This window comes from Brevibacillus daliensis (assembly GCF_021245735.1).
GTDB classification, from domain to species: Bacteria; Bacillota; Bacilli; order Brevibacillales; family Brevibacillaceae; genus Brevibacillus_B; species Brevibacillus_B daliensis.
On sequence record NZ_JAJISB010000001.1, the window covers coordinates 356,096 to 378,886 of the forward strand.

Sequence of the window (22,791 nt, forward strand, 5' to 3'; positions counted from 1 at the left end):
TGATCAGCCCGGTGAGATAGCTCTCCATCTTCCTGCCGGGTGACAAGAAAATGACAGTCTTACGCTTTTTCAACGTAAGCCCAGCATGTGCGATATGGGTAATACGCACAAACTTCGGCAAATTCCCCTTTTCTATCCCTTCATAGATGCCCACATCTCCGGGAAGTACTCATGGTTTTTGCGCCTCTACCTCACTCCTGTAATAGGGAAGTGAGGTTACTGCTATGAGATTATTCCGAATTATAGCATACACCGAAGGCTCGAAACAATGGTAAACTAGCAATTTACATATTCATGTTACAATTATGGAAGATGGGAGGGAATTGAAATAGATAAGTCTTCTGCTGTTGTACTCATCACTGGATGCTCCAGTGGCTTTGGTAAAAAAATCAGCCTGGCTCTAGCCGAGCAAGGCTATCAGGTCGTCGCTACCATGCGAGATCTCACCAAACAGGATGCTCTCTTATCCGAAGCGAAACACCGAAACGTTGCCAATCGTTTAGAAATTCTTTATCTCGATGTAACGGATGAAGATAGCGTCTCGCAAGCCGTACAACATACGCTTTTATCCTATGGAAAAATAGATATTCTCATAAACAACGCTGGCTACGCACAGGGTGGTTTTACAGAGATTACTCCGCTTTCAGTGTGGCGTAAACAATTTGAAACCAATCTATTCGGTACCATCTCCGTTACGCAGGCGGTACTTCCCTCCATGCGTAAAAGAAAAGATGGCCTCATCATTAACATGAGCAGCATCAGTGGTCAATTTGGGTTTCCGGCACTTGGTCCTTATGCCGCTTCCAAGCATGCAGTAGAAGGCTTCACTGAATCACTCCGACTGGAAATGCGTCCTTTTGGAGTTAGGGTTGTTCTGGTGGAACCTGGTTCTTTTCAAACTGATATCTGGCAAAAAAGTTTAGCAGATAGCGTAGCCCTCCCGTCCAACGATGATTACCGTAACGCTATGACCAATATGCGCAAAATAGCTGAACATAATTCCAGTTCCTCGCAAGACCCCAACCAGGTGATTGAGATGATCGTGCGCATTATACATACATCAGTACCAACCTTGCGATATCCGGTAGGTAAAGGTGTTCGCAGCCTTTTGTTTATGAAGCGAGTGCTTCCGTGGCGCTGGCTAGAACGGCTGGCCTCAAAACAAATCAACCGATTAATGAATGAGGATACCTAGTAATCTATCTTGAAGATATATATAGAGGTAAGCTCGTACACATTTCATTTTGGAGAGGCTCACAAAAAAATCGCATCCATTCTTTGCAGAGTGGATGCGCGATATGTTTATTCTTCTTTTTCTCCTCGCAAATGAGTAATAATATCACGAGCCAGCTTATCTCCAATTCCTAGCTGTCGATATTCCTCAATACTTGCTTCTCTCATCTTTTTCAACGAGCCAAAATGCTGGAACAACTTCTTGCGTCGCTTCTCACCAATACCCGGAATCTCATCTAATTGAGAGGAGAGCATCGTTTTGGAACGGGACTGCCGGTGGAATGAAATCGCAAAACGATGCACCTCATCCTGAATCCGCTGCAACAGATAAAATTCATGGCTGTCTCGTTTCAATTCAATTGGTTCTGGTGGATCTCCAAACAAGAGCATTGCGGTTTTATGCTTATCATCCTTGGCAAGCCCGCATACAGGGATATACAGCCCCAGCTCATTTTCCAATACATCCATGGCGGCACCGATTTGTCCTTTTCCTCCATCAATGACTACCAGATCAGGGAGCGGCAGATTTTCACGCAGCAACCTACTGTATCTGCGAAGCACTACCTCACGCATGGACCCATAATCATCAGGACCAACCACCGTTTTAATCTTATATTTGCGGTATTCTTTTTTATCTGGCTTACCATTTGTAAAGACGATCATCGCAGATACAGGCTCTGCTCCTTGTATATTGGAATTATCGAACGCCTCGATCCGATAAGGAGTCCCAATCCCCATACTTTGACCCAAATTTTGAATGGCTTGCACAGTTCTAGCATCATCTTTTGCAAGCAGAGCGAATTTCTCTTCCAAAGCAATCCTTGCGTTTTCCTCAGCCATATCAATTAGGTCGTGTTTTTTACCTCGTTTAGGTGTAAGTACTTTTACACCTAGCCATTCAGAAATCAATTCAGATTCACTTTCTTCCGGAAGTAATATTTCTTTTGGCAAGGCATGCTGTTTATCAAAGTAATACTGTGCGACAAAGGACATAAAATCCTCTACAGCCTCACCATAGAATGGGAATGAACTTGTGTCCCTCTCCAGTAGTTTTCCACCACGCATGTAGAAAACTTGCACACACATCCAGCCTTTATCCGTATGATAACCAAATATATCTCGGTCAACAGTATCTGTAAGGGTAATTTTTTGCTTTTCCATTACCGCTTCTATACTAATAATCTGATCACGAAGTTCTTTTGCGCGTTCGAATTCCATGTCTTCAGCAGCCTGCATCATTTTCTCCGTTAACGTTTCCTTGGTCGCCTTATGACCACCATCCAGAAACCTCGTGATTTCTTCTACAATACGCGTATTCTCCGCTTGGTCAACATCGTAGACACATGGCGCCATGCATTGATGCATGTGATAATAAAGGCAGACCTGCTTCGGCATATTTTTGCATTTGCGCAGTGGATATAGTCTGTCTAATAGCTTTTTCACTTCCTGAGCAGCGGTCGCATTGGGATACGGTCCAAAATATTTTGCTTTATCTTTTACAATACGCCGTGTAATCTCCAGGCGAGGATGTAACTCATTCGTAATTTTGAGATAAGGATATGTCTTATCATCCTTTAACAAAATATTGTACCGTGGGTTATGCTTTTTAATCAGGTTACATTCAAGGATCAGCGCTTCTATTGGAGAACCTACTACTATATATTCAAAGTCAGCAATTTCGCTGACAAGAAGTTGTGTTTTTCCGTCGTGACTGCCGGTAAAATAAGAGCGCACGCGGTTTTTTAGCACTTTCGCCTTCCCGATATAAATGATATCACCGCTTGCATTCTTCATGATATAACAACCCGGCTTGTCTGGCAAAACTGCCAATTTGTCCTTTAATTGACTCACGTTACACTCCTTTCTTCCTATTGCAAGGATAAGGATATTTCCCACTCTTAATCCTAGCACAAACGTTCTCTTTTACGCATCCCTATTCGTTATGGAAAACGAAAGAAAATCATACTTTATGATAAAGATAAAATTGCAACAAAAATTTGAGATAATTAAATTTTACTATCAGTTATGTTATACAATAGACAATTTATTCAATCATCGGCTACTTGTATCTATTGGTTTGGTGTGCTTTGTTTCTAACAAAAAAAGAAATTGATTAAATAGCATTCATGAAAAAACCCGGGTCCTGTTAGAGGAGCCGGGTCTCATCATTCAATTGCTTACAGATGTTTGTTTACAGTTTCCATCAACGCTTCTTTTGGTTTGAAACCAACCATTTTGTCAACTGGTTGACCATCTTTAAATATGATTAATGTTGGGATAGACATTACACCAAATTTACCTGCTGATTCAGGGTTGTCATCTACGTTTACTTTGACGATTTTTAATTTATCGCCAACTTCTTTATCCATATCTTCAAGTACAGGAGCGATCGCCTTGCATGGTCCACACCAAGGTGCCCAGAAGTCTACAAGTACAGTTCCTTGTTCGATATCCTGTGAAAATGATTGATCAGATGCGTTTGTAATTGCCATATGAATATCCTCCTTCACTCTTCAGAAAAATTACTGAAAAGCCAACTATTTAGTCTTCTGAAAGTATATCATCAACCACCAAAAATGACTATCAGTCAAAATACTTTCAACGCCTATTCTAGGATATATCTTAACCTTTTTTACATAAATCGAATCATCCTTATCAAATCATTAATGCTAAAAGAAAGACTGCCGGTTTTCACTCGGCAGCAAAAGATTATCACTTATACACGTACCTTTTTAAATTCTTCAGTCAATAACGGAACCACTTCGAACAAATCACCCACGATGCCGTAGTCAGCTACCTGAAAAATTGGTGCTTCCGGATCTTTATTGATCGCTACAATTACTTTGGAATTAGACATACCAGCCAAATGCTGAATTGCACCGGAAATACCGCACGCAATATATAGATCAGGAGTAACAACTTTACCCGTTTGACCAATTTGCAAAGCATAATCACAATAGTCAGCGTCACATGCACCACGAGAAGCCCCTACTGCAGCGCCTAATACCTCCGCCAATTCATCAAGTGGTTGGAATCCTTCTTTGCTCTTCACTCCACGACCACCAGCGATGATTACCTTCGCCTCAGACAAATCCACCTTACCAGATGTTTTGCGTACGACCTCTTTTACGATTGTACGTAAATCTTTAATTTCCACATCTATCGATACTACTTCTGCGGGAGCACCTGAATTTGCTTCTCCCAAAGCAATATTATTCGGACGGATTGTTATGAAAATTTTGTCATCCATGAAGGCACGTTTTTGAAATGCTTTACCTGCATATATGGGACGCGTGAACACCGGACCTGCTTCTACACTCGTCACATCAGTAACTAAACCATAGCCTAAGCGAGCAGCAATTCGAGGAGCAATGTCACGACCAATTGACGTATGTCCTACTACAATAGAGTCTGGTTGTACTTCACCAAATACTTTTATAAAAGCTTGCGTATATGCATCAGGAGTATATTGATCCAATTTTTCATTGTTTACGGCATATAATTTACTCGCACCGTGTTCGCCCAGTGCTACCGCATATTCATCAGCACCACTTCCAAATAGAGCTGCAACCACTTCGCCACCCTCTGCAATAATACGCGCTGCCGCCAAAGCTTCCAGTGAAACATTACGCAATTGTTGATCACGAGCTTCTGCTAGAACAAGTACTTTTTTCATTGGGGAGTCCCTCCTCTTAGATCACTTTTGCTTCATTACGAAGCAATTGTACTAATTCAGATGCCTGACTTGGAATATCGCCAGATAAAATACGACCAGCCTCTTTTTTCGGAGGTAAGTACTGCTCAATAATTTCGGTTTTAGCGGAGATATCTGCTACAGAAATTCCCAGGTCATCAGCGGATAAATGATCCAAAGGTTTTTTCTTTGCTTTCATAATGCCAGGAAGAGATGGGTAACGTGGTTCATTAAGACCTTGCTGTGCTGTAATTAGAACAGGCAAAGTGGTTTCAATTACTTCCAGATCTCCTTCTACATCTCGCTCTACACGTACATTCTCACCATCGATCTCTACTTTTACGGCAGTAGAGACATGGTTGATGCCTAATTCTTCAGCTAACCTGGGACCACCTTGTCCTGCCCCTGAATCAACAGCCATTTGGCCACCCAGAATCAGGTCAAATCCTTCTTTTTTAGCAACGGCAGCCAAGACTTTAGCTGTGGTATATTCATCACCAAACAACGTTTCGTCATCTACCAAAATTGCTCGATCTACACCCATCGCAAGTGCGGTGCGAAGTTCTTTCTCTACGCGATCAGTACCAACTGAGATGATAACAACTTCTCCACCATGCTCATCACGGAGCTTGATTGCTTCCTCAATCGCATATTCATCATACGGATTAATAATGGTTTCTGCACCGTCATCACTAATTTTGCCATCTTGAATCACAATTTTTTCTTCTGTGTCAAACGTCTGCTTCATGGCTACCAAGATTTTCATGTGTATTACCTCCTAACGATTGGTGAAGTTCGGCTTTCTCTTCTCTATAAATGCAGCGACGCCTTCTTTCCGGTCCTCTGTCGTGAAAACCTGTCCAAACAGCTTAGCTTCCTGTTTATATCCTGCTTCCACTCCATGTAAAAGTCCGTGATGAATAGCATCAAGTGATAATTTAACTGAAATTGCGCTTTTTTCTGAAATTTTGTTCGCTAGCTTTTTGGCCTCTTCCACCACTTGTTCAACTGGGAAAAGAGCATCTACCAAACCAATTTTAAACGCCTCTTCTCCATCAATCAATTGAGAAGTAAGAATTAGTTCTGTTGCCTTTCCACGTCCCACAAGAAGAGGAAGTCTTTGCGTTCCCCCGTATCCAGGCATAATACCTAGATTTAATTCAGGTAAACCCATTTTTGCTTCAGGAGCTGCATATCTGATATGGCAAGCCATAGCTAGCTCTAAGCCACCGCCCAAACACGCTCCATTAATAGCTGCGATGATTGGTTTAGAAAAGGTTTCCATTCTGTTGAATAGCTGTTGACCAACCTCTGAGACCGCCACTGCTTTTTGTTCATCTAATTCAGTGAATTCTTTGATGTCTGCTCCTGCAATAAAAAAGCGCCCTTCTCCAGTAAGTACTACCGCCTTCACCTGATCATCTGATGCCAAATCATCCAAAGCCTCCCCCAGGCTCTTCAACGTGGTTTGGTTCAGTGCGTTAGCAGGTTGATGGTCTATCGTAATCACTGCAACATGATTCTCTTTTGAAAGCTTTACATTCGGATAAGACATGTACAGGTCTCCCTTCAAAAAGAACGGGTGATTGAGCGCCCGATCAGTCTATGTGCAAAAAATAGGAACTGGAAATATTGTATCAAATGAAACCCCAGAGAAAAAGAAAAATTTCCCCAGGATTTCGCTTATACACCAGTTTATTCCTTGCAAAGTCCCTTAAGAAAGAGATTGTGAATGGGATCAACAAGAGAGACAAGGTCATACTTGCTTTTTTTCATAACCCATGAAGTAACAGCCTGGTCCAATGTGCCAAAAACCATCGTTCTAGCTAATCGGACATCGATATCAGAACGGAATACACCTTCCTCAATACCCTGACGAATTACTTCATCGATTAGATTAAAATAGGATTTCAACACTTCTCCTATCCCCTGGCTTACTTCTGGGTTAGATTGTCGTAATTCTATTTGAGTCACAATCGCCACATCGTAATCTTCTGCCAGTAGGTTAAGATGCGAATGAATTAAGATACGGAGCTTTTCTGATACGTGACTCGCTCTCTGAGACATTTCTTTGCAGTTCTCAACAAACTGTCCCATCTTTTCATTAAATAGCGAGATGAGGATATCATCCTTGTTCTCAAAGTAGAGATAAATAGTGCCGTCCGCTACTTTTGCTTCTCTGGCGATTTTTGATACCTGCGCGTTGTGATAACCGTGCTCGGCGATCACCTTGACGGCTGCATTTATAATGGCTTGATATTTTTCCCCCGTTTTTTTGGCCATATTACCCTCCACTTTGATTTTCTAGGATGTATGTTAGTTTATTTTGAATTGCATTAAATGAATGACTATTCATTCATAAGTAGTTTATATCATGGGCTGTTCGAGTGTCAATGGAGGAAAGGAAATTTATGTCGTTTGGGTACTTCGGAAGAAGCATAGATATCAACTACGCTCCTGTTGACATCCTACTGGGAGTTTTGACAGTCCGCTCCGTAAGAAAGAGGAGAAAGAGAATATTTTCAAACCAATCACCGTCCTCAGAATCGTATCTCCATACTCACCATACAGTTCTATATTAAAAACATTTGCTATTAACCTATACATGTAATAAAATACTTACATATGATACATTTTAATTACGGTCATGAGTTACTTTTGTTTTTGGAAGCTTTATCGAATCCTCACAGATTAAAAATTATTGCGGTTTTATCAGAAGGACGACAGTATGTAAGTGAGTTGGCACGTGAGTTAGGTATGAGTAGGCCTTTACTTTATCTCCACTTACAAAAGCTAGAGGAGGCAAAATTAGTTTCAAGTAGCATGGAAATTTTAGAAAGTGGAAAAACAGCGAAATACTATATGCTTAATTCATTTCATTTAGAAATCAACGAGGAAATGATTTCTAGCTTAGCATCAACACTAACATTGAAAAATAAAAACACATAATTACTAAGGGAGAAGAGTAAATGATTATATCAAGTATTACGGGGATACTGGGATTAATAGTTCCCATCGCATTTGTTGTTTTAGTTATTTATTTTATCTTAAAAACAATTAAAGGTTATGAAAAAAGGGCGAATGAAAAGCTAATGCTTGAACGTGAAAATACTTTAACGCTTCAAAAGAGAGTAGATGATTTAAACAAGCGATTAGTGAACATTGAAAAAATGCTAAAAGAAGTCGAATGAGAAAAAGACGAATTCTAAATGAATTCGTCTTTTTCATTCCTACTCTTTAGTTAAATAAACTTTTTGTGTCTTTAAAATAAGAAACGTGGGCCGTCTGATCTCGGATATTTGATGTGGCTGTCGTAGTAATCCTTCAGGCGTACAAGTTGGTTCAATTATTTCATGTAACATGAGCCCTGCTTTAATCAAGGTATTAACTGCAGTTGACATGGAACGGTGATAAAAAGTTGCCTTTTGATCCTTTACTAGATACATCTCGCGACGACCATCTTCCAAATAATTATCAAGTGGCCAGTAATGTTTGTTCCCTTTCTCGTCGCGCACCCACCCTTCTACCAATTTACGGGCAGTAATATGAGGATGTAACGTTGAATATACAAAATATCCTCTATCACTCAAAGCTTGAGTTATCTTTTTTACTACACTTTCATAATCTCGCACGTAATCCATAACTAACGAGCTCACGATCAGGTCATAATAATTGGTTGGCAACTCGATATCTTCAAGCGCTCCATGTATGTAGGTAATTCCGGCAAGATCATTGTGTGTATGTGCATATTCCAGCATGTTTTTCGAGAGATCTACACCCGTCACAGCAAGTGCTCCCTGGTCCATACAGTACCTGGCAAATTGCCCTCCTCCACAGCCAAGATCCAAAACTTTCAGTCCCTTTAATGGAGGAAGACAACTACGAAGGGCTGGTTGTTCAATCAAATCATTCTCCGATTCCCCTGATAAACGATTATGTTGAAAATCTCGAAAGAAATCTGGATTATCAAATAGGTTCTGCTTCATGTCCGTATCCTTCTTTCTTTTATATTCCAAAATAGTATGATTTATTTTAGGAATAACCTAATTCACTGTCAAGGATTTCGACGGAACATCACCCAACAAAAAAACCACGTATTGTTAGGGTATGTGTTATCTTTGCGAATGAAGAATTATTACCTGAACACAAAAACAAGCAGACTTTTGTTTACTGACAAAGGTCTGCTTGCTTTCATTCCAACTCTTATTCACCTAGATCAACGTTGTGGTACACCTGTTGAACATCGTCTAGATCTTCAATTGCATCAATCATTTTTTCGAATAGAGCTTGAGCGTCCTCTGGAAGTTCTACCTCATTTTGCGCAAGCATCGTTAGTTCAGCTACTGTAAATTCTGTGATACCAGCATTTTTACATGCTTCTTGCACGGCATGGAACTGATCAGGTTCAGCATAAATGATAACTGTATCCTCTTCTTGCAAAATATCACGAACATCTACATCTGCTTCCATTAGTATTTCAAGCATTTCATCTGCTGTTTTTCCTTCAAGACCAATAACAGCCGTTGCATCGAACATATAGGCAACAGACCCACTTACTCCCATGTTACCGCCGTTTTTATTAAAGGCAGCACGCACTTCAGATGCGGTACGGTTCACGTTATTTGTCAGCGCATCAACGATCACCATGGAGCCATTTGGTCCAAAGCCTTCATAACGAAGCTCGTCATAAATTTCGTCTGATCCACCTTTTGCTTTTTCAATCGCACGGTCAATAATTGCCTTAGGCACGCTATACGTTTTTGCACGCTCAAGAACGACCTTTAACGCACGATTCGATTCTGGATCTGGCTCACCTTGTTTGGCCGCTACATAGATTTCCTTTCCAAACTTTGCATATACGCGACTTGTGCTTGCATCTTTTGACGCCTTTTTTTCTTTAATATTGTTCCACTTGCGACCCATAATTCCCACTCTCTTTCATCTTCACAAAATTAATTAATCATATGAAATAAGCTGCTTTTTTTCAAGCCTCTTTCAAACCGTAATCATCATACTTTCAAGGGTTAATGCTTCCATTCACTAGATTATATTATATCTCAATTAACTGATCTATTATGAGAAAAAAGAAGCTATAATCCAAGCTGAATCCAAGCACCACACTATAATACCACACACATATTAGGGGAAAACAGTCCGTATAAGAAATTAACGAATGCTTCACCGCTTTTTTTTATTGGGAAAGAAAGCTATTGTGAAACCCGTCAAAGCAGAACGCTGCATGATAAGAAAAACTTCTATCGAAGTCCTTTCGAAGTAGCTGGTTCTTCCTTAGAGGACAGTGTTTTAGATTTGGGTTCTGGTGTTGGAAGAAATAGTTTCCCAAATGCACAAAGTATAAAAAAAGGGAAAGTGGTTTCTGATGATGAAAAATCCTTTTCAAATGTTCAGACGACTGAACGTTACGTTGGATGATGTTGTGGAAACAATAAAATTTTCATACCTATTTTATATCTACCACATTTTTGATATTATGGCATCAGTTGTTACAAATTAGTTTGAAGGTGCGAACTAGGGATTATTTATATAATGTGAGAAAGGCTGTGAAGTTATTTGAGAGGTTATCAAGCAATGCTATTTGATTTAGATGATACCTTACTTAATAGGGATAAGGCAGTAGATAAAATGTTTTTAATTATTTTAGAAAAGTGTTATGAGGATGTTAAACATTCAGCAAAAAACGAAATGTTACAAAAATTCAAGGAATATGATAATAGAGGCTATGGCTATAGTGATAAAATAAAAGTTTTGGAATCATTTTTTGATGAATTTCCACCAAAATATAGATTGCCACGCAATTACATTCAAGATTTTTGGAATAATAATTTTCCTCATTGTTTTTCTATAAACCAAAATACTATAAATATCGTAAATACTATAAAGATGCATGTTAAAGTTGCAATTATAACAAACGGCTCAACTCAGAGACAAAAAGCTAAAATAATTAACACTAAATTAAATAGTTGTTTTGATATAATAATTATTTCTGAAGAAGTGGGATTTAGTAAACCTGACAAACGCATATTTGAATTAGCATTAAATAAGCTTAATGTGCAACCGGAAGCCGCATTATTCGTTGGAGATGACATAGAAAAGGATATTGGTGGTTGTCAAAATGCAAATATAAAGGGCATATGGTTCAATCCACATATGATCAAGAATGATACCGAAATAAAACCATATGCCGAGATCAATTCTTTTGATAGATTATTAAGTTATTTTACATAATAAGCATAATCAGAAGTTGTTTTACTTCACAATATTTTTATAATGAGTAAAAACAATAACTCTGAAGCATATAGTTGCAGTATCAAGTTTAGAGCATCTTGCTTCAGAAGAAATCTTTGATGATGTGGTTCAATAGATGGCATTAGGGACAAGAGTTGATGGTGTCAATTGCATTATTGTTAATTCTAATTTAGAAGAAATACTTCTTGAAACTAATGAAAAGTTAGATGCACGTATGGAAATCAATCTTACAACGGAAGTTATGTTGTTGTCGGCAGTATCCCATATAAAAAAGTCGGTTCCTTAGCGTACAGGAATCCGACTTTTTTAAGTTGAAAATTTTCTTAGCGTACAAAATTTCCGAAATGTTGGCGATACCCCTATATTCATTCATATATTTATTGTATCAGTGCTATCTAAAAACTACAACAGATGCACAACAAAAAAGAGTGAAATTTTTGGATACTTGAAGCACCACAAAACCTTACGGTTTTTAGTGGTGTTCCGTATCCGACCTCACTCTCATCCCACACCTGAAGAAGTGGACTTTCCCGTTCGGAAAATTTGTAATGGAACCAGAATCAATACCTATCCCAGTTTGCTCGTGCTTTCTTCATCAGCCATACGCTTCTTCTCTTCATCTTGTAACTGACGGCGAAGCACTTTTCCTACCATCGTTTTGGGTAACTCTTCACGGAATTCATATTTGCGAGGTACTTTATAACTTGCCAATTTTGTTCGACAAAATTGATCTAACTCTTCCTCATTCATTTTGTGGCCTTCTTTCATCACAACAAAAGCCTTTACCGTCTCTCCGCGATAAGGGTCAGGTACTCCTATGACCGCCGCTTCCTGAATAGAAACATGTTCGAACAACACCTCTTCCACTTCACGTGGATAGATATTATAACCACCAGCAATAATCATATCTTTTTTCCGATCAACTATATAGAAAAATCCCTCTTCATCTTGATACGCGATGTCTCCTGTCAAAAGCCATCCATCTCGTAGTACCATGGCGGTATCTTCCGGGCGGTTCCAGTAGCCTTTCATGATCTGAGGACCCTTGACTGCCAGTTCACCTATCTGGCCTACAGGTAATTGCTCTCCTGTAGCAGCATCCATAATACAAGCGTCTGTATCAGGCCATGGAATACCGATACTTCCATTAATACGCTTTTCCCACAAGTTATTGGAATGTGTTACTGGAGACGACTCTGTTAATCCATAGCCTTCAACAAGCTTACCACCTGTTATATGCTCAAACCGTTCCTGTACCTCTAGTGGAAGAGGAGCAGAACCGCTCACACATGCCTCGATGGAACACAAATCATATTTCTGAATATCTGGATGGTTGATCAGCCCGATATACATGGTGGGTGCACCTGGGAACAAATTAGGTTGTTCTTTCTGAATGGTTTTCAGGATCATAGTAGCGTCAAATTTTGGGATCAAAATCACTTCTCCAGCTTTTTGAATGCCACAATTCATTACAGTTGTCATGCCATACACATGGAACAGAGGCAGGGCACCGAGGATTTTTGCCTCCCCTTTTTTGATCCGATACATGATAGCATCACATTGTATCGCATTCGCTACCAAATTTCGATGTGTGAGCATTACACCTTTGGCGATTCCTGTTGTACCACCAGTGTATTGCAGGACAGCCAAATCGTTTTCCCAATCGCCGTCAACAGAAACAGGATCGGTCTTTGCTTCTTTTACTACACCGACAAAATCAACGACTTCATTTGTGTAAGCGATTTCAGGAACCGGTATTGCCTTTTTATCAAATTTTTGGACAAGAGGGTATATTACTTTTTTAAGTGGGGGAAGAAAATCTTTAATACCAGTTGCAAAAATGGTTTTAATCTCAGTTTCCGGTTTTACACTCATCACTCTTTTATACAAAAGATCAAGAGCGACAATAGCTGATGCGCCTGAATCCTTTAATTGATGAAGTAATTCCCTCTCCGTATAAAGCGGATTGGTCATTACAACAACAGCACCCGCAAACAAGATACCATAAAAGGCTATCACCGTTTGAGGCAGATTGGGGAGCATGATAGCAACTCGGTCACCTTTTTTAATACCGTTTGCTTGCAAAACATGGGCAAACCGATACGAATATTGAAGTAGTTCTTGATAGGTCATGCGCTTTCCCATGAAGGAAAGGGCATTTTTGTGTGGATAATCCTGTACTGCTTTCTCCAAGTAGTAGGTCAATGGAACACGGGGATATTCCAATGTAGCGGAAACTTCTGCTGGGTAACAAGATAACCAAGGCTTGGTAATTGTCATCACTTTCCCTCCAACCTTTGATACCCTATCTATCCCATATCATTCCCATTCACAATCTCTCTTACTTGTATATTCTATTCGAAATAGTCCGACATTTCCATATAAATCTTGTTCTGGAATAAGTTTATATTTATATAGAGGCAAGAATGAACCATCTACAACACTGTGTTCACAATAGAAGAAAAAGAGTCGCCAGCTGGAAGCGACCCATGCAATTTTTGAGAAGTTTCCTTATATTGTTGCCAGGATGAACCGGCGTAGGCAAGCAAGGCAAGAAACGCAACACACAGGGTTACTACAATTACCTTTTTCATGGTTTCTTTTTGTTTTACCTTCATTGCTCTTGATCCCCCCTTCACTGTTGCGATAGTAATATCGTTCTTTCCAGAAGCATCATGTTGATGCTCCATTACTTTGTCCAAAAGTTGGGATCTTATGCAAAGGGTGGGGGATTTCTCTATCAATCGACGAGGAACTACATGCTCTCCACTACCATCGCCATTCCCATTCCACCACCAGCACAAAGTGTGGCGAGACCATAGGTTTGGTTTCGTCTTTTCAGCTCGTGGAGCAAAGTAACAATAAGGCGAGAACCTGTTGAGCCAACAGGGTGACCAAGTGCTATGCCACTGCCATTTACATTGGTAATACTGCGATCTAATTCTAACAGCTTTTCTACTGCAAGATACTGCGCAGCGAATGCTTCATTCACTTCAATCAGGTTCATATCTGCAAGGGTAAGACCCGATTTTCCAAAAACTTTTTTGACAGCTGGAACGGGTCCATACCCCATTAGATCAGCTTCCACACCTGCCCAGGCATAGGAGACGATTTTTCCAAGAGGTGTTAGTCCTAAGGCGTGCGCCTTGCTTTTCTTCATCATCAGTACAGCAGATGCTCCATCGTTTAATCCCGAGGAATTCCCTGCTGTTACTGTTCCGTCCGTGCGGAATGTGGGCTTTAATTTTCGTAACCCCTCTTCCGTAATATCATGACGAATATGTTCATCTTGCGTAATGGTAATGGATTCTTTTCGTTTTATTAGCTCAATTGGGATAATTTCGTCTTCAAACTTGCCCGATTTACTTGCAAAGGAGGCTTTTTGATGACTGGAAAGAGCGATCTCGTTCTGCTCTTCCCGAGTAATTCCATACAAATCAACCAGCCGCTCTGCTGTTTCTCCCATTAATATATTGTGATGTGGATCAGTTAATAGCTCCCACAAGCCATCTGTCATCTGTCCATGCATCAGTCTTTTGCCAAATCTAGCATCCTTTAACACATAAGGGGCTGAACTCATGCTTTCCACACCGCCAGCCAAGACCACCTCACTATCGCCCAGCGTGATTTGCTGATATCCTGATATAATTGCTTGCATGCCCGAAGAACATTGCCGCTGTACGGTCCAACCAGTAACCTCCTTGGGAAAACCTGCATCAAGTGCTGCTGTTCGTGCTATATTCGGCTCATCGGTACGCTGAATACAGTTACCCATAATTACGTCAGAGATAATCGTCGGATCAATTCCTGCTGTCTCCACAATATTTCTCATTGTCAATTCAGCCAGCTTACGAGCTGAAACATCTTGAAACATACCACCAAATGTGCCGATTGGCGTTCTCTTTGCCACTACCACTACGACTGGATCTTGCAATGAAATCCCTCCTGCTTACACCATTTTTTGGTTATATTATCACATAATTCTTACAAAAAAAGCAGTAACTTTCCAAGCTCGCTTAAAAAGAATGCATAAGTAACAAGAGAAAAGGCTATTCCTAGTCGACTGACGCTAGGAATGCCTTTTCTTCGGTTACTGGCTATGCTGTTTTATTTTATTCCCGTCTGTCAGAGTTGTTCAGCTTTTTCTTGCGCCACATACGTAAAAATATAATGAGCAAGCCAATGAAAACGGTAGGCATCAGTACGATCAACCAAAGCGGGAGCTTTTCCGTAAGAGGGGATGAATCGCTCTCGTTCTTACTCCCCGATTTTTGATTCACATCAATCGTAAAAATCTCTTTCGACTTGCTCATCACCAGAACTTGTCCATCCTGATGGGATGTTTTCAGGTGGGTGAACATGTCCGGGTGAAGGTTAGAGCTACCCGTCATCTTGCGGTCTGCAGACTGGAAGATGGCCAAGGCATTTTCTTTGTTCCACGGTGATGGCTGAATCCAAGCAGCGTACATCGTCGTCTCATTCAACACGCTGTACGGAGCCAGCTGCAGTTGTTCCCCTTCAGTCTGCACTAACAGTTCCGTTTGCTTTTCCCTGAGTGAAGGAAATTGGCTGAGATCCCCGACAGCAATCAGATTGTATTCGGCCAGCTGCTTTTTCTCTTCCTCTTGCAAAGGCTCACGGAAGACAGGAATATCTGCGGTTGAAACGGAGTCGACTACCAGATCGTTTGCAAGCATCGACAGCTGGGAAAGATATCCGGTCCCTACATTCTCTGGCAGCAAAAACGCTGTCCGGTCAGGACCTTGATCATCCGCAAATGGAGCTGGCCAGTATTGAAAGCTATGCTCCTTAGCAACCTCATGAGGTACGTTCAGCACACTTTCCTTGTCTACAAAAATCCAGCGTCCATTGTTTTCATCACGGTAGCAAGCTGCACCCTTTTGTTCCATATGAGCCGCAAGTGAAACGGTCAAGACGTTACCTTCTTCCGCAAGCAACTCTGCCGAGATTGGGATGCTGACCGTGTATACATCGCTCTCTTTATTTTCCTCAGCCAGCTTTGCCAAAGAAATGGCGCTTGGCACTCCATTTACATACACCGTCAACCCGTTATGATCACGTTTGTTGCTCTTATCCGCTTTGTTTTTCTCCTGATCTTTTGCATCCTGCAGCAACAACGGCGACACTTTCAGCTTGAGATCGAGCGAGCCGTCCCCCGTCACTTTCCAGGAGGAAGGAATGGTAAGCCTCATGTTGTTTGATTTGTCGTTCATCGCATTGAGATTCACGTGATCGTAGCCAGACGATGACAGAGTCAGCTGCTTCGGCTTCGTTTCCCCTAGCTGTTTTACCACCGGGGTTTGATGAACATTCATTTGATTTCCGGAAAGCTGTCTAGTTAACGTAGAGTCGGTCAGTACTCCTATTTTTTCCTGAATCGTCTTCTCCTCCGTCGCTGTTACCAGCATCAGCAGGTTTGTCTGATTGGAGTTGCTTGCTTGCATCGAAAAGTAGTCAATAGAGAGCGCTTGTTCCTTTGGCTGTACGCGCTGGTCGCTTACCAGCTGCTTGATCGGCCCTTTCCACTCACCTATACCTCCGAGTGCGATGACGTGTTGTCGTTTCGCTTGTTTCGCCCACTCCGACTCGGTCAGTACTGGGATGGAATTGTGTGCGGCCGTGTAAGACGAAAGGGAGGTGGCCAACTCCAAGGCGGACGAAACTATGCCGGGAGATGCAGTGTCAGGCACCACGATCGCGCCGTATACCTCACTGGACACGCCTGGCTCAACGAAAGGGTGGGGAAAGTCATTCAGCAAGTCATTGGATGACCAGGCAGTTTTCGTATCAATAAACACAGACGACGCTTGGTCTACTTTCAGCCAGTTGGCCGGATTGTAATCGTCGTTGCACAAATCATCGGATACGAGGCTGTGCTTGCTCACGGTAATCTTGTGATATCCGGCTTTTGTTTCATCTGGTCCCAACGGAATACGAATCTTGCCTTGACGACTGGTCTCTTCGGTCAAAAACAAGCTTTTAATAGGCTTGTCATCAATGCTTACCGTCAATGTAGACTGTGAATCGATCAGTAGCTCTGAATGACTGAAGGAAAGCTCCAGGTAGTTATTTGTCCCAAGCGTTGCCTTGGGCACATTGTAGTAATAGTCATGCGAAGCGTCAACACCATTCAGCGTTAACGGTTCCGAGATAAATCGATACAAGTACCCTGGGGAAGAACTGGACGCATTCGGGGTATAGCTGGCTACTTTCCCGTCCCCCACGCGTGTAAAGGTGACATTCCCCATCTCGGTAGCCGCAGTAACGGGAATTTTTGTCGGTGTCACTTGGGCAGACACGACTGATGGCAGCTGGACGGCCAACAAAGTGGAAACCGTCAGCAGCGCAATTGATTGGTTCCATGAACGTTTCATTTCTCCACTTCTATCCTCTCTTGCTTTATTTTTTTCTTTACTTCAAAACGCTCCGTTTTGTACCATTTCACTTCCTGACCAAACAGCACTCGCTTGATTTCGAGGAACAGCGCGTAAATAACGAGAGCAATCCACAACTGGGAGTAAGTAAAGTACATGAACAGTACAATCAGGAAGTTTTTCATGTTCAGCTCGGTTCTTTCGATGCTCAATGCGATCATGACCTCTGTCACATACAAAAAGTACGCCAAAACCCACAGGATGACCGAAACGATGCCCACGTTGAGCTGAAGGTCAACAAACAGATTGACTATAAACAGAATGTCGGACACGATGACACCCATGAAAAACAGAAAATAAGTAAAGAAAAAGTAAATCAGGTCAAACATGATACTTTTTTTCCGCAGCGTAAATAAGCGGCCCATGAATTTCAGCACGACGTACTGATTCCCGCGGGCCCAGCGCGTACGCTGCTTCCACCATACTTTCCAGTTTTCCGGTTCCTGCTCCCACGTGATAGCTGCCGGGAAAAAGCGGATGTTGTAGCCTTTGTTATAGACACGGATCGTCAACTCGGTATCCTCCGCTAACGCCTTTTCGTCCCAGCCGCCCAGTTCCTCGATCAAATGGCGACGAATGGCGAAGTTGGTACCAGGTATGGTGGTGACACGAAACCAATGAAAACGTCCTGCCTGTGCCATCCACTGAAAACAGATCGTCTCGATGTTGATAAAGCGGGTCAGCAAGTTTTTTGCCGCGTTAATGACGCGAAATTTACCCACCACCACGCCTGCCTCCGGATCGTTCAAAAGGGCCAGCACCAGGTAGTAGACCGCTTTTCGCTCAGGCGTATTGTCAGCGTCATATACGACAATTACATCTCCCGTCGAATGCTGGAATCCCTGATTCAACGCACCTGACTTGCCTTTTCCGGCGTGAGGAGGCTTGGTGTGCACCACTTTAACGAACGGGTACTTGCTGGCGTACCCATCAGCGATCTCACCTGTCCGGTCCTTCGAGTTGTCATTGATTACGATGATTTCCAGCTTATCCTTGGGGTAATCTAGCCGGATCATCGACTTGATGGTCCGCTCGATTACAACTTCCTCGTTATGTGCGGGGATCAACACACTTACTCGAGGTAACGGTTGTTTGGTCCGTTCCCACTCTGGTATTGGTCGAGTGAAACGCAGGAAGTGAAAATACCCGCCTTGCATGAGAAACATGTGGTACAAAAGCATAATCCAAATGACCGAAAGCGAGATGTAGAACACAGTATTAGCCATTGAGATCACGCTCCTGGAATAGTTGTTTTCGTAGTTGGAACCGATTGCGAAGTGTATAGAGCAAAAATAGCACAACCATGATGGAAACAAGTGCCGCGATTCCCCACAGGATTTTCTCTACATGCTCCGTTTCAGCAAAATCCGGAAGGACCCTCGCTAGTTCTTCCTGCGATCGGGGCTGCTCCTTTTGCTGTGTGACACTGGGTGAGTTGATCTGTTTGTGCGCATCTGGGTTCCATTCACTCAATTGCTGCAAATCAAGCCAACGCAAGTCGGGAATCGTCTCCATGTACGTGATCATCTCTTGCAAGTGATCCGTGCCCAGATACGGGTGATAAAACATGCCAATCATACCGTCACGGACCAACCGTGCATCCGTTACTTTGCTTTTAAAATCATCCAGCGGCGTCTCAGAGGCAGGGTCATAAAATCCAGCGGTCTCTGGCAATACGGTCATTCCATGCACAAAAGTTGGGCGTGACATATACGGTGCCGCACTCATGATCTGCCAGTTTCGATCTCCCAGCTGCATCTGTCCCGCTACATAGCCGAAATAGCGGGAGGCGACCTCGTATCCTAGTTGACTGATCGTGTAGTGGGGTGCCTCAAAGCCTAGAGCATAAAGCCCCAGCTCCTCCAGCTCCTGTAGTCCCTTTTCCAGACGCGTTTTAGTATATCTTTCTTCAAACGCTACCTGTTCTTGTTGGTAGGCATCGTAATCTTCTTTGGATACAAAATGATACCGCTCTTTCACGTCAACCTCTACATCAGGAGGACCGGAAATTGGCATATTGTTGTCCACATCCCAAAATTCAAAACCCTCACCCGTTTCGGACGCCCTGTACTGATGTGTATACCCGTGAAGGAGGATGCTCCCACCTCTCTTTTGTAGATGTTGCAGCACCTCCACCATCTCGGGCTTGTCCTTCAGATGGTACATCTTACGTGTTTCGGGATCAGTGTAGACAGGAATCAGTGCGATCATGAACGGGATTCCTTTATCGGCCAGATAATCTCCTGCCTGCTTCACCAAAGCAGGGTCTGAGAAAGGATGGACGTCTTCCAGACGGATGTAAGCCGTATGCCCCGCGTTATGAGTGTTAGGAAAAAAGGAGTGCAAGCCCTCCCCAAAGTATCTATGAAACGGCTCAGCTAGATTGTTAGTGGCAAAGTAAGCTGTCTCTCCCTGTTTTACAAACAAGGGAAACGAATACTCTCCCTTCCACGCGTGGACAAGTGTCTCACCCTGCTTGAGTGTCACCGTTTCAATCATATAATTTTGATCCAATCGCTCCCGGTCGGGGGCGTCAGCCAAAGAAAGCATATTGACTTCCACTTGCTCGCTGACAGTGAGAAACGAGAATCGCTCACCCAGCTGCTTTGCGTTTTTGCCGATCGTGAGAAACGGACCACTAAATCCGCTCATAAGTTGTCTCGCCTGGGTACCCAAGCTTTTCTTGAAGCTGCCGAAATACACCAAATGTGTAGCCCCCTGCATATCCGTTTCGCTCAAAGACTCGTCACTGACAAACGTAATGCGGTCGGTAAAATGGCCCAGCATCAAATCAAGCATTCGCACTTCCTCTGTGATCTCGCCTGTGTCCGTTGAATAAACTACGAGCACGCTGATCTCTTTTGCTCCCTCGTCCTTTGCGTGTACGGCAGAGAGCGGTGAGAGCGTAAGTAGCAGCAGAACCAGACTAAGGAACAGTCCCGATATTTTCTTTTTATTGTATATATTGAGTAAGCTCCAGCTTTGCACTCTCAACCAACTCCAGATGGTCGCTCACATCATCCCTGTAGTCCGTTAGTCCAAAGGAGATCGTAAGCGTCACTTGCTTTTTTTTATTATGCAGCGTGTGATGCTGCAGTAGCTTTTCAATCTTGCGTACGACAATTTGCGCATTTTCATCCACACTGTTGTTCAGAAGTATAGCGAATGTGTCTGGGGAAATCCTGAATTTTCGGTCGGTGATACGGGTATTGCTGCGGAAGATATTAGCCAACGTTACCAACAAGTAATCCGCTTCTTTCTGCCCGTAAAGAGCCCGAAATTGTTCGAAGAATTTCACCTGTACCAACAAGAGCGAAAAAGGTACGCCTGTACGTCGCGATCGACTGAACTCTTCCTCCAGATCGAAGGAAAACCGTTTTTCATTATCAAACCCTGTCACTTCGTCGATTGCGACCAAGGCATCAAACTTCCCGTTCATCTCCTTATTTTCTGCCAAAATCCCTGTTACTGCCCTGTTCAACTGACCGGAAGTAACAGCCGCGGCGAGAAAAGCTGCCATCCAGAGAACAATTTCTCTGACCGAAAGCGGAATTGGCACCGAGGCAAATACGTTCCATATCAGTAGGCTGCCGAATATAAACAGAACGACAAGACCTACGCCCAAGCCGACCAGCAGTCCTCCAAGCATTCCTGTCATGCTGATCAGCAAGGTACACACGAGCAGTATCCAGTTAGTGGTGGTCATTTCCTCCACTCCCGCCGCAAACAGACACAGCAGGACCAGAAACAAAAACATGACAACCTGAAACAGTATGTAGTTCCGACGATTAGCGTAATAGTCCTTCATTGTACAACTTCCTTTCCGCCAGCAACGCAACAAGATTGTCAAAAGAATGGGTATCCATCGTACTGTAATCCATGTAAGCCCCAAACCATTCACTTTGCGGATTGCGCGTTTGGTGGCGTAGCATACGATAATATAGATCTTTGGCAAAATCCGCATCTCCTAGCTCGATGGCGGACATGATGGCCAGACCATATACGGAAGGAGACTCATAGGCAACCGCTGGCTTTTTGGTTATTGCGTCGTACCTGCCATACAGCAGTCCGTTTTTTGTGAACTCCTGCTTTATAAACTCCCACACTTCCGGGGAGGTGGTACCAGCCTGCGCGCGGTGAAGCACGATGTACAGCTGATCGATCAAGTTCACTTCTTGATGATAACGATACTGCTTCTCGGTCAGGTTGTAGGAAAACGGAAAAAAATTGTTTTGCATGGGCAGATTTTCTAGGAAAGAGATGTTCTCCTGAACCTTTTTCCCATCCAGACTGTTCAGCTTTTGCAGCATCGACATGGAAGCTGCATTCAAGTAGGACAGCGTCAGCACATCACTTGTCCACTTTGCATTTCTGTCATAAAAATCGGTGAACAACCCGTTGCGATACTGTTTTTCCTCCAGACTATTTCCAATCTTTCTGGCCAGGTCCTCGTATTCCGGCTCCTTCCATCGCTCGGCTGCCAGAAACAAGGCTTCAGCGATACGCAAATCGTCTACCAGCGCATTTGCATGTACAGATTTCGGTGTAGCCCCAGTCTTCCAGGCAACCCAGCCATCATCCTGCCAAAAGTATGTGCGTAACACCTCGACACTTTGTTCAAACAAAAGCTTGTTGTCTTTTTCGACCGCATACATCATCCACAGTCCTAGCGATTCCGACAACGCCTCTTCCCCTAGAGCTATACCCTCGTCGTTACTCTTCTGGTGCTTTAGATTAGTTTTAATCGACCCGTTCGTATTCGTCATATGACTGATCATAAACTGTTCTGTCGGTAGTACGCCGGGGGATTGTCCGTTGTTGATACTTCCCCCTCCTGTCTTAGCTACGGCTAAATAATTCCAAAAATATCCTAGTAACATCCCTAGAATCAACGCCGCTAGTAACAATGAAGATTTAACAAATCGCATGACTACTCCATCCCATCACGTTCTATATATTTCCATCGGTCATTTTTTTCGTCATATGATAGCTTTAATCATTCGCTAGACAGAGTGAAAGAAAATGATTAAGATATGACACTTCCATTGTGTAAACAACAAACCATTTTGTAATGAATCTTTGACTGGAAGATTTCAAAGCTTTTTATACAGGCGTAAATACCCCCATTTCCTAATTCCTTTT

General features: G+C 42.6%; 21 protein-coding genes and 1 riboswitch. Of the genes, 5 read left to right on the forward strand and 16 right to left on the reverse strand.

Going from position 1 to position 22,791, the window contains the following annotated elements; genetic code table 11:
- Positions 1–9: 9 nt before the first annotated feature.
- Positions 10–197, reverse strand: a riboswitch (Lysine riboswitch).
- A 158-nt stretch (positions 198–355) separates the two neighbouring features.
- Positions 356–1,195 carry an SDR family oxidoreductase gene (locus LM917_RS01800; RefSeq protein ID WP_309241919.1) on the forward strand — a complete coding sequence of 280 codons (840 nt, stop codon included), beginning with the start codon at positions 356–358 and terminating at the stop codon, positions 1,193–1,195.
- Between the two features lie 107 nt (positions 1,196–1,302).
- Here LM917_RS01800 and uvrC read toward each other — a convergent pair whose 3' ends face one another.
- The 6 genes from uvrC to fadR all read right to left on the reverse strand — a co-directional run bounded on the left by uvrC (position 1,303) and on the right by fadR (position 7,210).
- Positions 1,303–3,027 (reverse strand): excinuclease ABC subunit UvrC, encoded by a 1,725-nt coding sequence (gene uvrC, locus LM917_RS01805; protein WP_232695963.1) that lies wholly within the window; start codon positions 3,025–3,027, stop codon positions 1,303–1,305.
- Positions 3,028–3,410: 383 nt separating this feature from the next.
- Positions 3,411–3,725, reverse strand: coding sequence for a thioredoxin (trxA, locus tag LM917_RS01810; RefSeq protein ID WP_232695686.1), 315 nt, complete (start codon positions 3,723–3,725; stop codon positions 3,411–3,413).
- Between the two features lie 224 nt (positions 3,726–3,949).
- Positions 3,950–4,909 carry an electron transfer flavoprotein subunit alpha/FixB family protein gene (locus LM917_RS01815; protein ID WP_232695687.1) on the reverse strand — a complete coding sequence of 320 codons (960 nt, stop codon included), beginning with the start codon at positions 4,907–4,909 and terminating at the stop codon, positions 3,950–3,952.
- 16 nt (positions 4,910–4,925) lie between these two features.
- On the reverse strand, positions 4,926–5,693 hold the full coding sequence (locus LM917_RS01820; protein WP_232695688.1) for an electron transfer flavoprotein subunit beta/FixA family protein: 768 nt from the start codon (positions 5,691–5,693) through the stop codon (positions 4,926–4,928).
- A 12-nt stretch (positions 5,694–5,705) separates the two neighbouring features.
- Positions 5,706–6,482 (reverse strand): enoyl-CoA hydratase, encoded by a 777-nt coding sequence (locus tag LM917_RS01825; RefSeq protein WP_232695689.1) that lies wholly within the window; start codon positions 6,480–6,482, stop codon positions 5,706–5,708.
- 140 nt (positions 6,483–6,622) lie between these two features.
- On the reverse strand, positions 6,623–7,210 hold the full coding sequence (gene fadR, locus LM917_RS01830; RefSeq protein ID WP_232695690.1) for a fatty acid metabolism transcriptional regulator FadR: 588 nt from the start codon (positions 7,208–7,210) through the stop codon (positions 6,623–6,625).
- Between the two features lie 381 nt (positions 7,211–7,591).
- Here fadR and LM917_RS01835 point away from each other — a divergent pair, with 381 nt between their 5' ends.
- Both LM917_RS01835 and LM917_RS01840 read left to right on the forward strand, forming a co-directional pair.
- Complete coding sequence (locus tag LM917_RS01835; RefSeq protein WP_232695691.1) at positions 7,592–7,876, forward strand: ArsR/SmtB family transcription factor; 285 nt, start codon at positions 7,592–7,594, stop codon at positions 7,874–7,876.
- A gap of 20 nt (positions 7,877–7,896) precedes the next feature.
- Positions 7,897–8,118, forward strand: a complete 222-nt coding sequence (locus LM917_RS01840) for a hypothetical protein (RefSeq protein WP_232695692.1) — start codon at positions 7,897–7,899, stop codon at positions 8,116–8,118.
- A 39-nt stretch (positions 8,119–8,157) separates the two neighbouring features.
- On the opposite strand, the gene LM917_RS01845 is transcribed toward LM917_RS01840, so the two are convergent.
- Both LM917_RS01845 and LM917_RS01850 read right to left on the reverse strand, forming a co-directional pair.
- Positions 8,158–8,913 carry a class I SAM-dependent methyltransferase gene (locus tag LM917_RS01845; protein ID WP_232695693.1) on the reverse strand — a complete coding sequence of 252 codons (756 nt, stop codon included), beginning with the start codon at positions 8,911–8,913 and terminating at the stop codon, positions 8,158–8,160.
- Positions 8,914–9,130: 217 nt separating this feature from the next.
- On the reverse strand, positions 9,131–9,850 hold the full coding sequence (locus tag LM917_RS01850) for a YebC/PmpR family DNA-binding transcriptional regulator (protein ID WP_232695694.1): 720 nt from the start codon (positions 9,848–9,850) through the stop codon (positions 9,131–9,133).
- Between the two features lie 666 nt (positions 9,851–10,516).
- Here LM917_RS01850 and LM917_RS01855 point away from each other — a divergent pair.
- Together LM917_RS01855 and LM917_RS01860 are read left to right on the forward strand one after the other, a co-directional pair.
- Complete coding sequence (locus tag LM917_RS01855) at positions 10,517–11,173, forward strand: HAD family hydrolase (protein ID WP_232695696.1); 657 nt, start codon at positions 10,517–10,519, stop codon at positions 11,171–11,173.
- 136 nt (positions 11,174–11,309) lie between these two features.
- Positions 11,310–11,480: a hypothetical protein gene (locus LM917_RS01860; protein WP_232695698.1), complete on the forward strand. Its 171-nt coding sequence runs from the start codon at positions 11,310–11,312 to the stop codon at positions 11,478–11,480.
- 281 nt (positions 11,481–11,761) lie between these two features.
- On the opposite strand, the gene LM917_RS01865 is transcribed toward LM917_RS01860, so the two are convergent.
- The 8 genes from LM917_RS01865 to LM917_RS01900 all read right to left on the reverse strand — a co-directional run bounded on the left by LM917_RS01865 (position 11,762) and on the right by LM917_RS01900 (position 22,577).
- Positions 11,762–13,474: an AMP-binding protein gene (locus tag LM917_RS01865; protein WP_232695699.1), complete on the reverse strand. Its 1,713-nt coding sequence runs from the start codon at positions 13,472–13,474 to the stop codon at positions 11,762–11,764.
- Between the two features lie 155 nt (positions 13,475–13,629).
- Positions 13,630–13,812 carry a hypothetical protein gene (locus tag LM917_RS01870; protein ID WP_232695701.1) on the reverse strand — a complete coding sequence of 61 codons (183 nt, stop codon included), beginning with the start codon at positions 13,810–13,812 and terminating at the stop codon, positions 13,630–13,632.
- A 137-nt stretch (positions 13,813–13,949) separates the two neighbouring features.
- Positions 13,950–15,128 (reverse strand): thiolase family protein, encoded by a 1,179-nt coding sequence (locus LM917_RS01875; RefSeq protein ID WP_255667864.1) that lies wholly within the window; start codon positions 15,126–15,128, stop codon positions 13,950–13,952.
- Between the two features lie 178 nt (positions 15,129–15,306).
- Positions 15,307–17,589 carry a cellulose biosynthesis cyclic di-GMP-binding regulatory protein BcsB gene (locus tag LM917_RS01880; RefSeq protein ID WP_232695702.1) on the reverse strand — a complete coding sequence of 761 codons (2,283 nt, stop codon included), beginning with the start codon at positions 17,587–17,589 and terminating at the stop codon, positions 15,307–15,309.
- Positions 17,586–18,875, reverse strand: coding sequence for a glycosyltransferase family 2 protein (locus LM917_RS01885; RefSeq protein WP_232695704.1), 1,290 nt, complete (start codon positions 18,873–18,875; stop codon positions 17,586–17,588). Before LM917_RS01885 ends, LM917_RS01880 begins: the two co-directional genes overlap by 4 nt.
- On the reverse strand, positions 18,868–20,637 hold the full coding sequence (locus tag LM917_RS01890; protein WP_232695706.1) for a polysaccharide deacetylase family protein: 1,770 nt from the start codon (positions 20,635–20,637) through the stop codon (positions 18,868–18,870). The genes LM917_RS01885 and LM917_RS01890 overlap by 8 nt, the downstream gene beginning before the upstream one ends.
- Entirely contained in the window at positions 20,603–21,457 is an 855-nt protein-coding gene (locus LM917_RS01895; protein ID WP_232695708.1) for a GGDEF domain-containing protein, read from the reverse strand. The genes LM917_RS01890 and LM917_RS01895 overlap by 35 nt, the downstream gene beginning before the upstream one ends.
- A complete protein-coding gene (locus LM917_RS01900) occupies positions 21,438–22,577 on the reverse strand; it encodes a glycosyl hydrolase lipoprotein (protein WP_232695709.1) in 1,140 nt (379 codons plus the stop codon). Before LM917_RS01900 ends, LM917_RS01895 begins: the two co-directional genes overlap by 20 nt.
- Positions 22,578–22,791 lie beyond the last annotated feature (214 nt).

Coding starts and splice junctions, on each gene's coding strand:
- uvrC (WP_232695963.1), bottom strand. CDS start 3,027: ATGAAGAATGCAAGCGGTGATATCATTTATATCGGGAAGGCGAAAGTG.
- trxA (WP_232695686.1), bottom strand. CDS start 3,725: ATGGCAATTACAAACGCATCTGATCAATCATTTTCACAGGATATCGAA.
- LM917_RS01815 (WP_232695687.1), bottom strand. CDS start 4,909: ATGAAAAAAGTACTTGTTCTAGCAGAAGCTCGTGATCAACAATTGCGT.
- LM917_RS01820 (WP_232695688.1), bottom strand. CDS start 5,693: ATGAAAATCTTGGTAGCCATGAAGCAGACGTTTGACACAGAAGAAAAA.
- LM917_RS01825 (WP_232695689.1), bottom strand. CDS start 6,482: ATGTCTTATCCGAATGTAAAGCTTTCAAAAGAGAATCATGTTGCAGTG.
- fadR (WP_232695690.1), bottom strand. CDS start 7,210: ATGGCCAAAAAAACGGGGGAAAAATATCAAGCCATTATAAATGCAGCC.
- LM917_RS01840 (WP_232695692.1), top strand. CDS start 7,897: ATGATTATATCAAGTATTACGGGGATACTGGGATTAATAGTTCCCATC.
- LM917_RS01845 (WP_232695693.1), bottom strand. CDS start 8,913: ATGAAGCAGAACCTATTTGATAATCCAGATTTCTTTCGAGATTTTCAA.
- LM917_RS01850 (WP_232695694.1), bottom strand. CDS start 9,850: ATGGGTCGCAAGTGGAACAATATTAAAGAAAAAAAGGCGTCAAAAGAT.
- LM917_RS01855 (WP_232695696.1), top strand. CDS start 10,517: ATGCTATTTGATTTAGATGATACCTTACTTAATAGGGATAAGGCAGTA.
- LM917_RS01860 (WP_232695698.1), top strand. CDS start 11,310: ATGGCATTAGGGACAAGAGTTGATGGTGTCAATTGCATTATTGTTAAT.
- LM917_RS01865 (WP_232695699.1), bottom strand. CDS start 13,474: ATGACAATTACCAAGCCTTGGTTATCTTGTTACCCAGCAGAAGTTTCC.
- LM917_RS01870 (WP_232695701.1), bottom strand. CDS start 13,812: ATGAAGGTAAAACAAAAAGAAACCATGAAAAAGGTAATTGTAGTAACC.
- LM917_RS01880 (WP_232695702.1), bottom strand. CDS start 17,589: ATGAAACGTTCATGGAACCAATCAATTGCGCTGCTGACGGTTTCCACT.
- LM917_RS01885 (WP_232695704.1), bottom strand. CDS start 18,875: ATGGCTAATACTGTGTTCTACATCTCGCTTTCGGTCATTTGGATTATG.
- LM917_RS01895 (WP_232695708.1), bottom strand. CDS start 21,457: ATGAAGGACTATTACGCTAATCGTCGGAACTACATACTGTTTCAGGTT.
- LM917_RS01900 (WP_232695709.1), bottom strand. CDS start 22,577: ATGCGATTTGTTAAATCTTCATTGTTACTAGCGGCGTTGATTCTAGGG.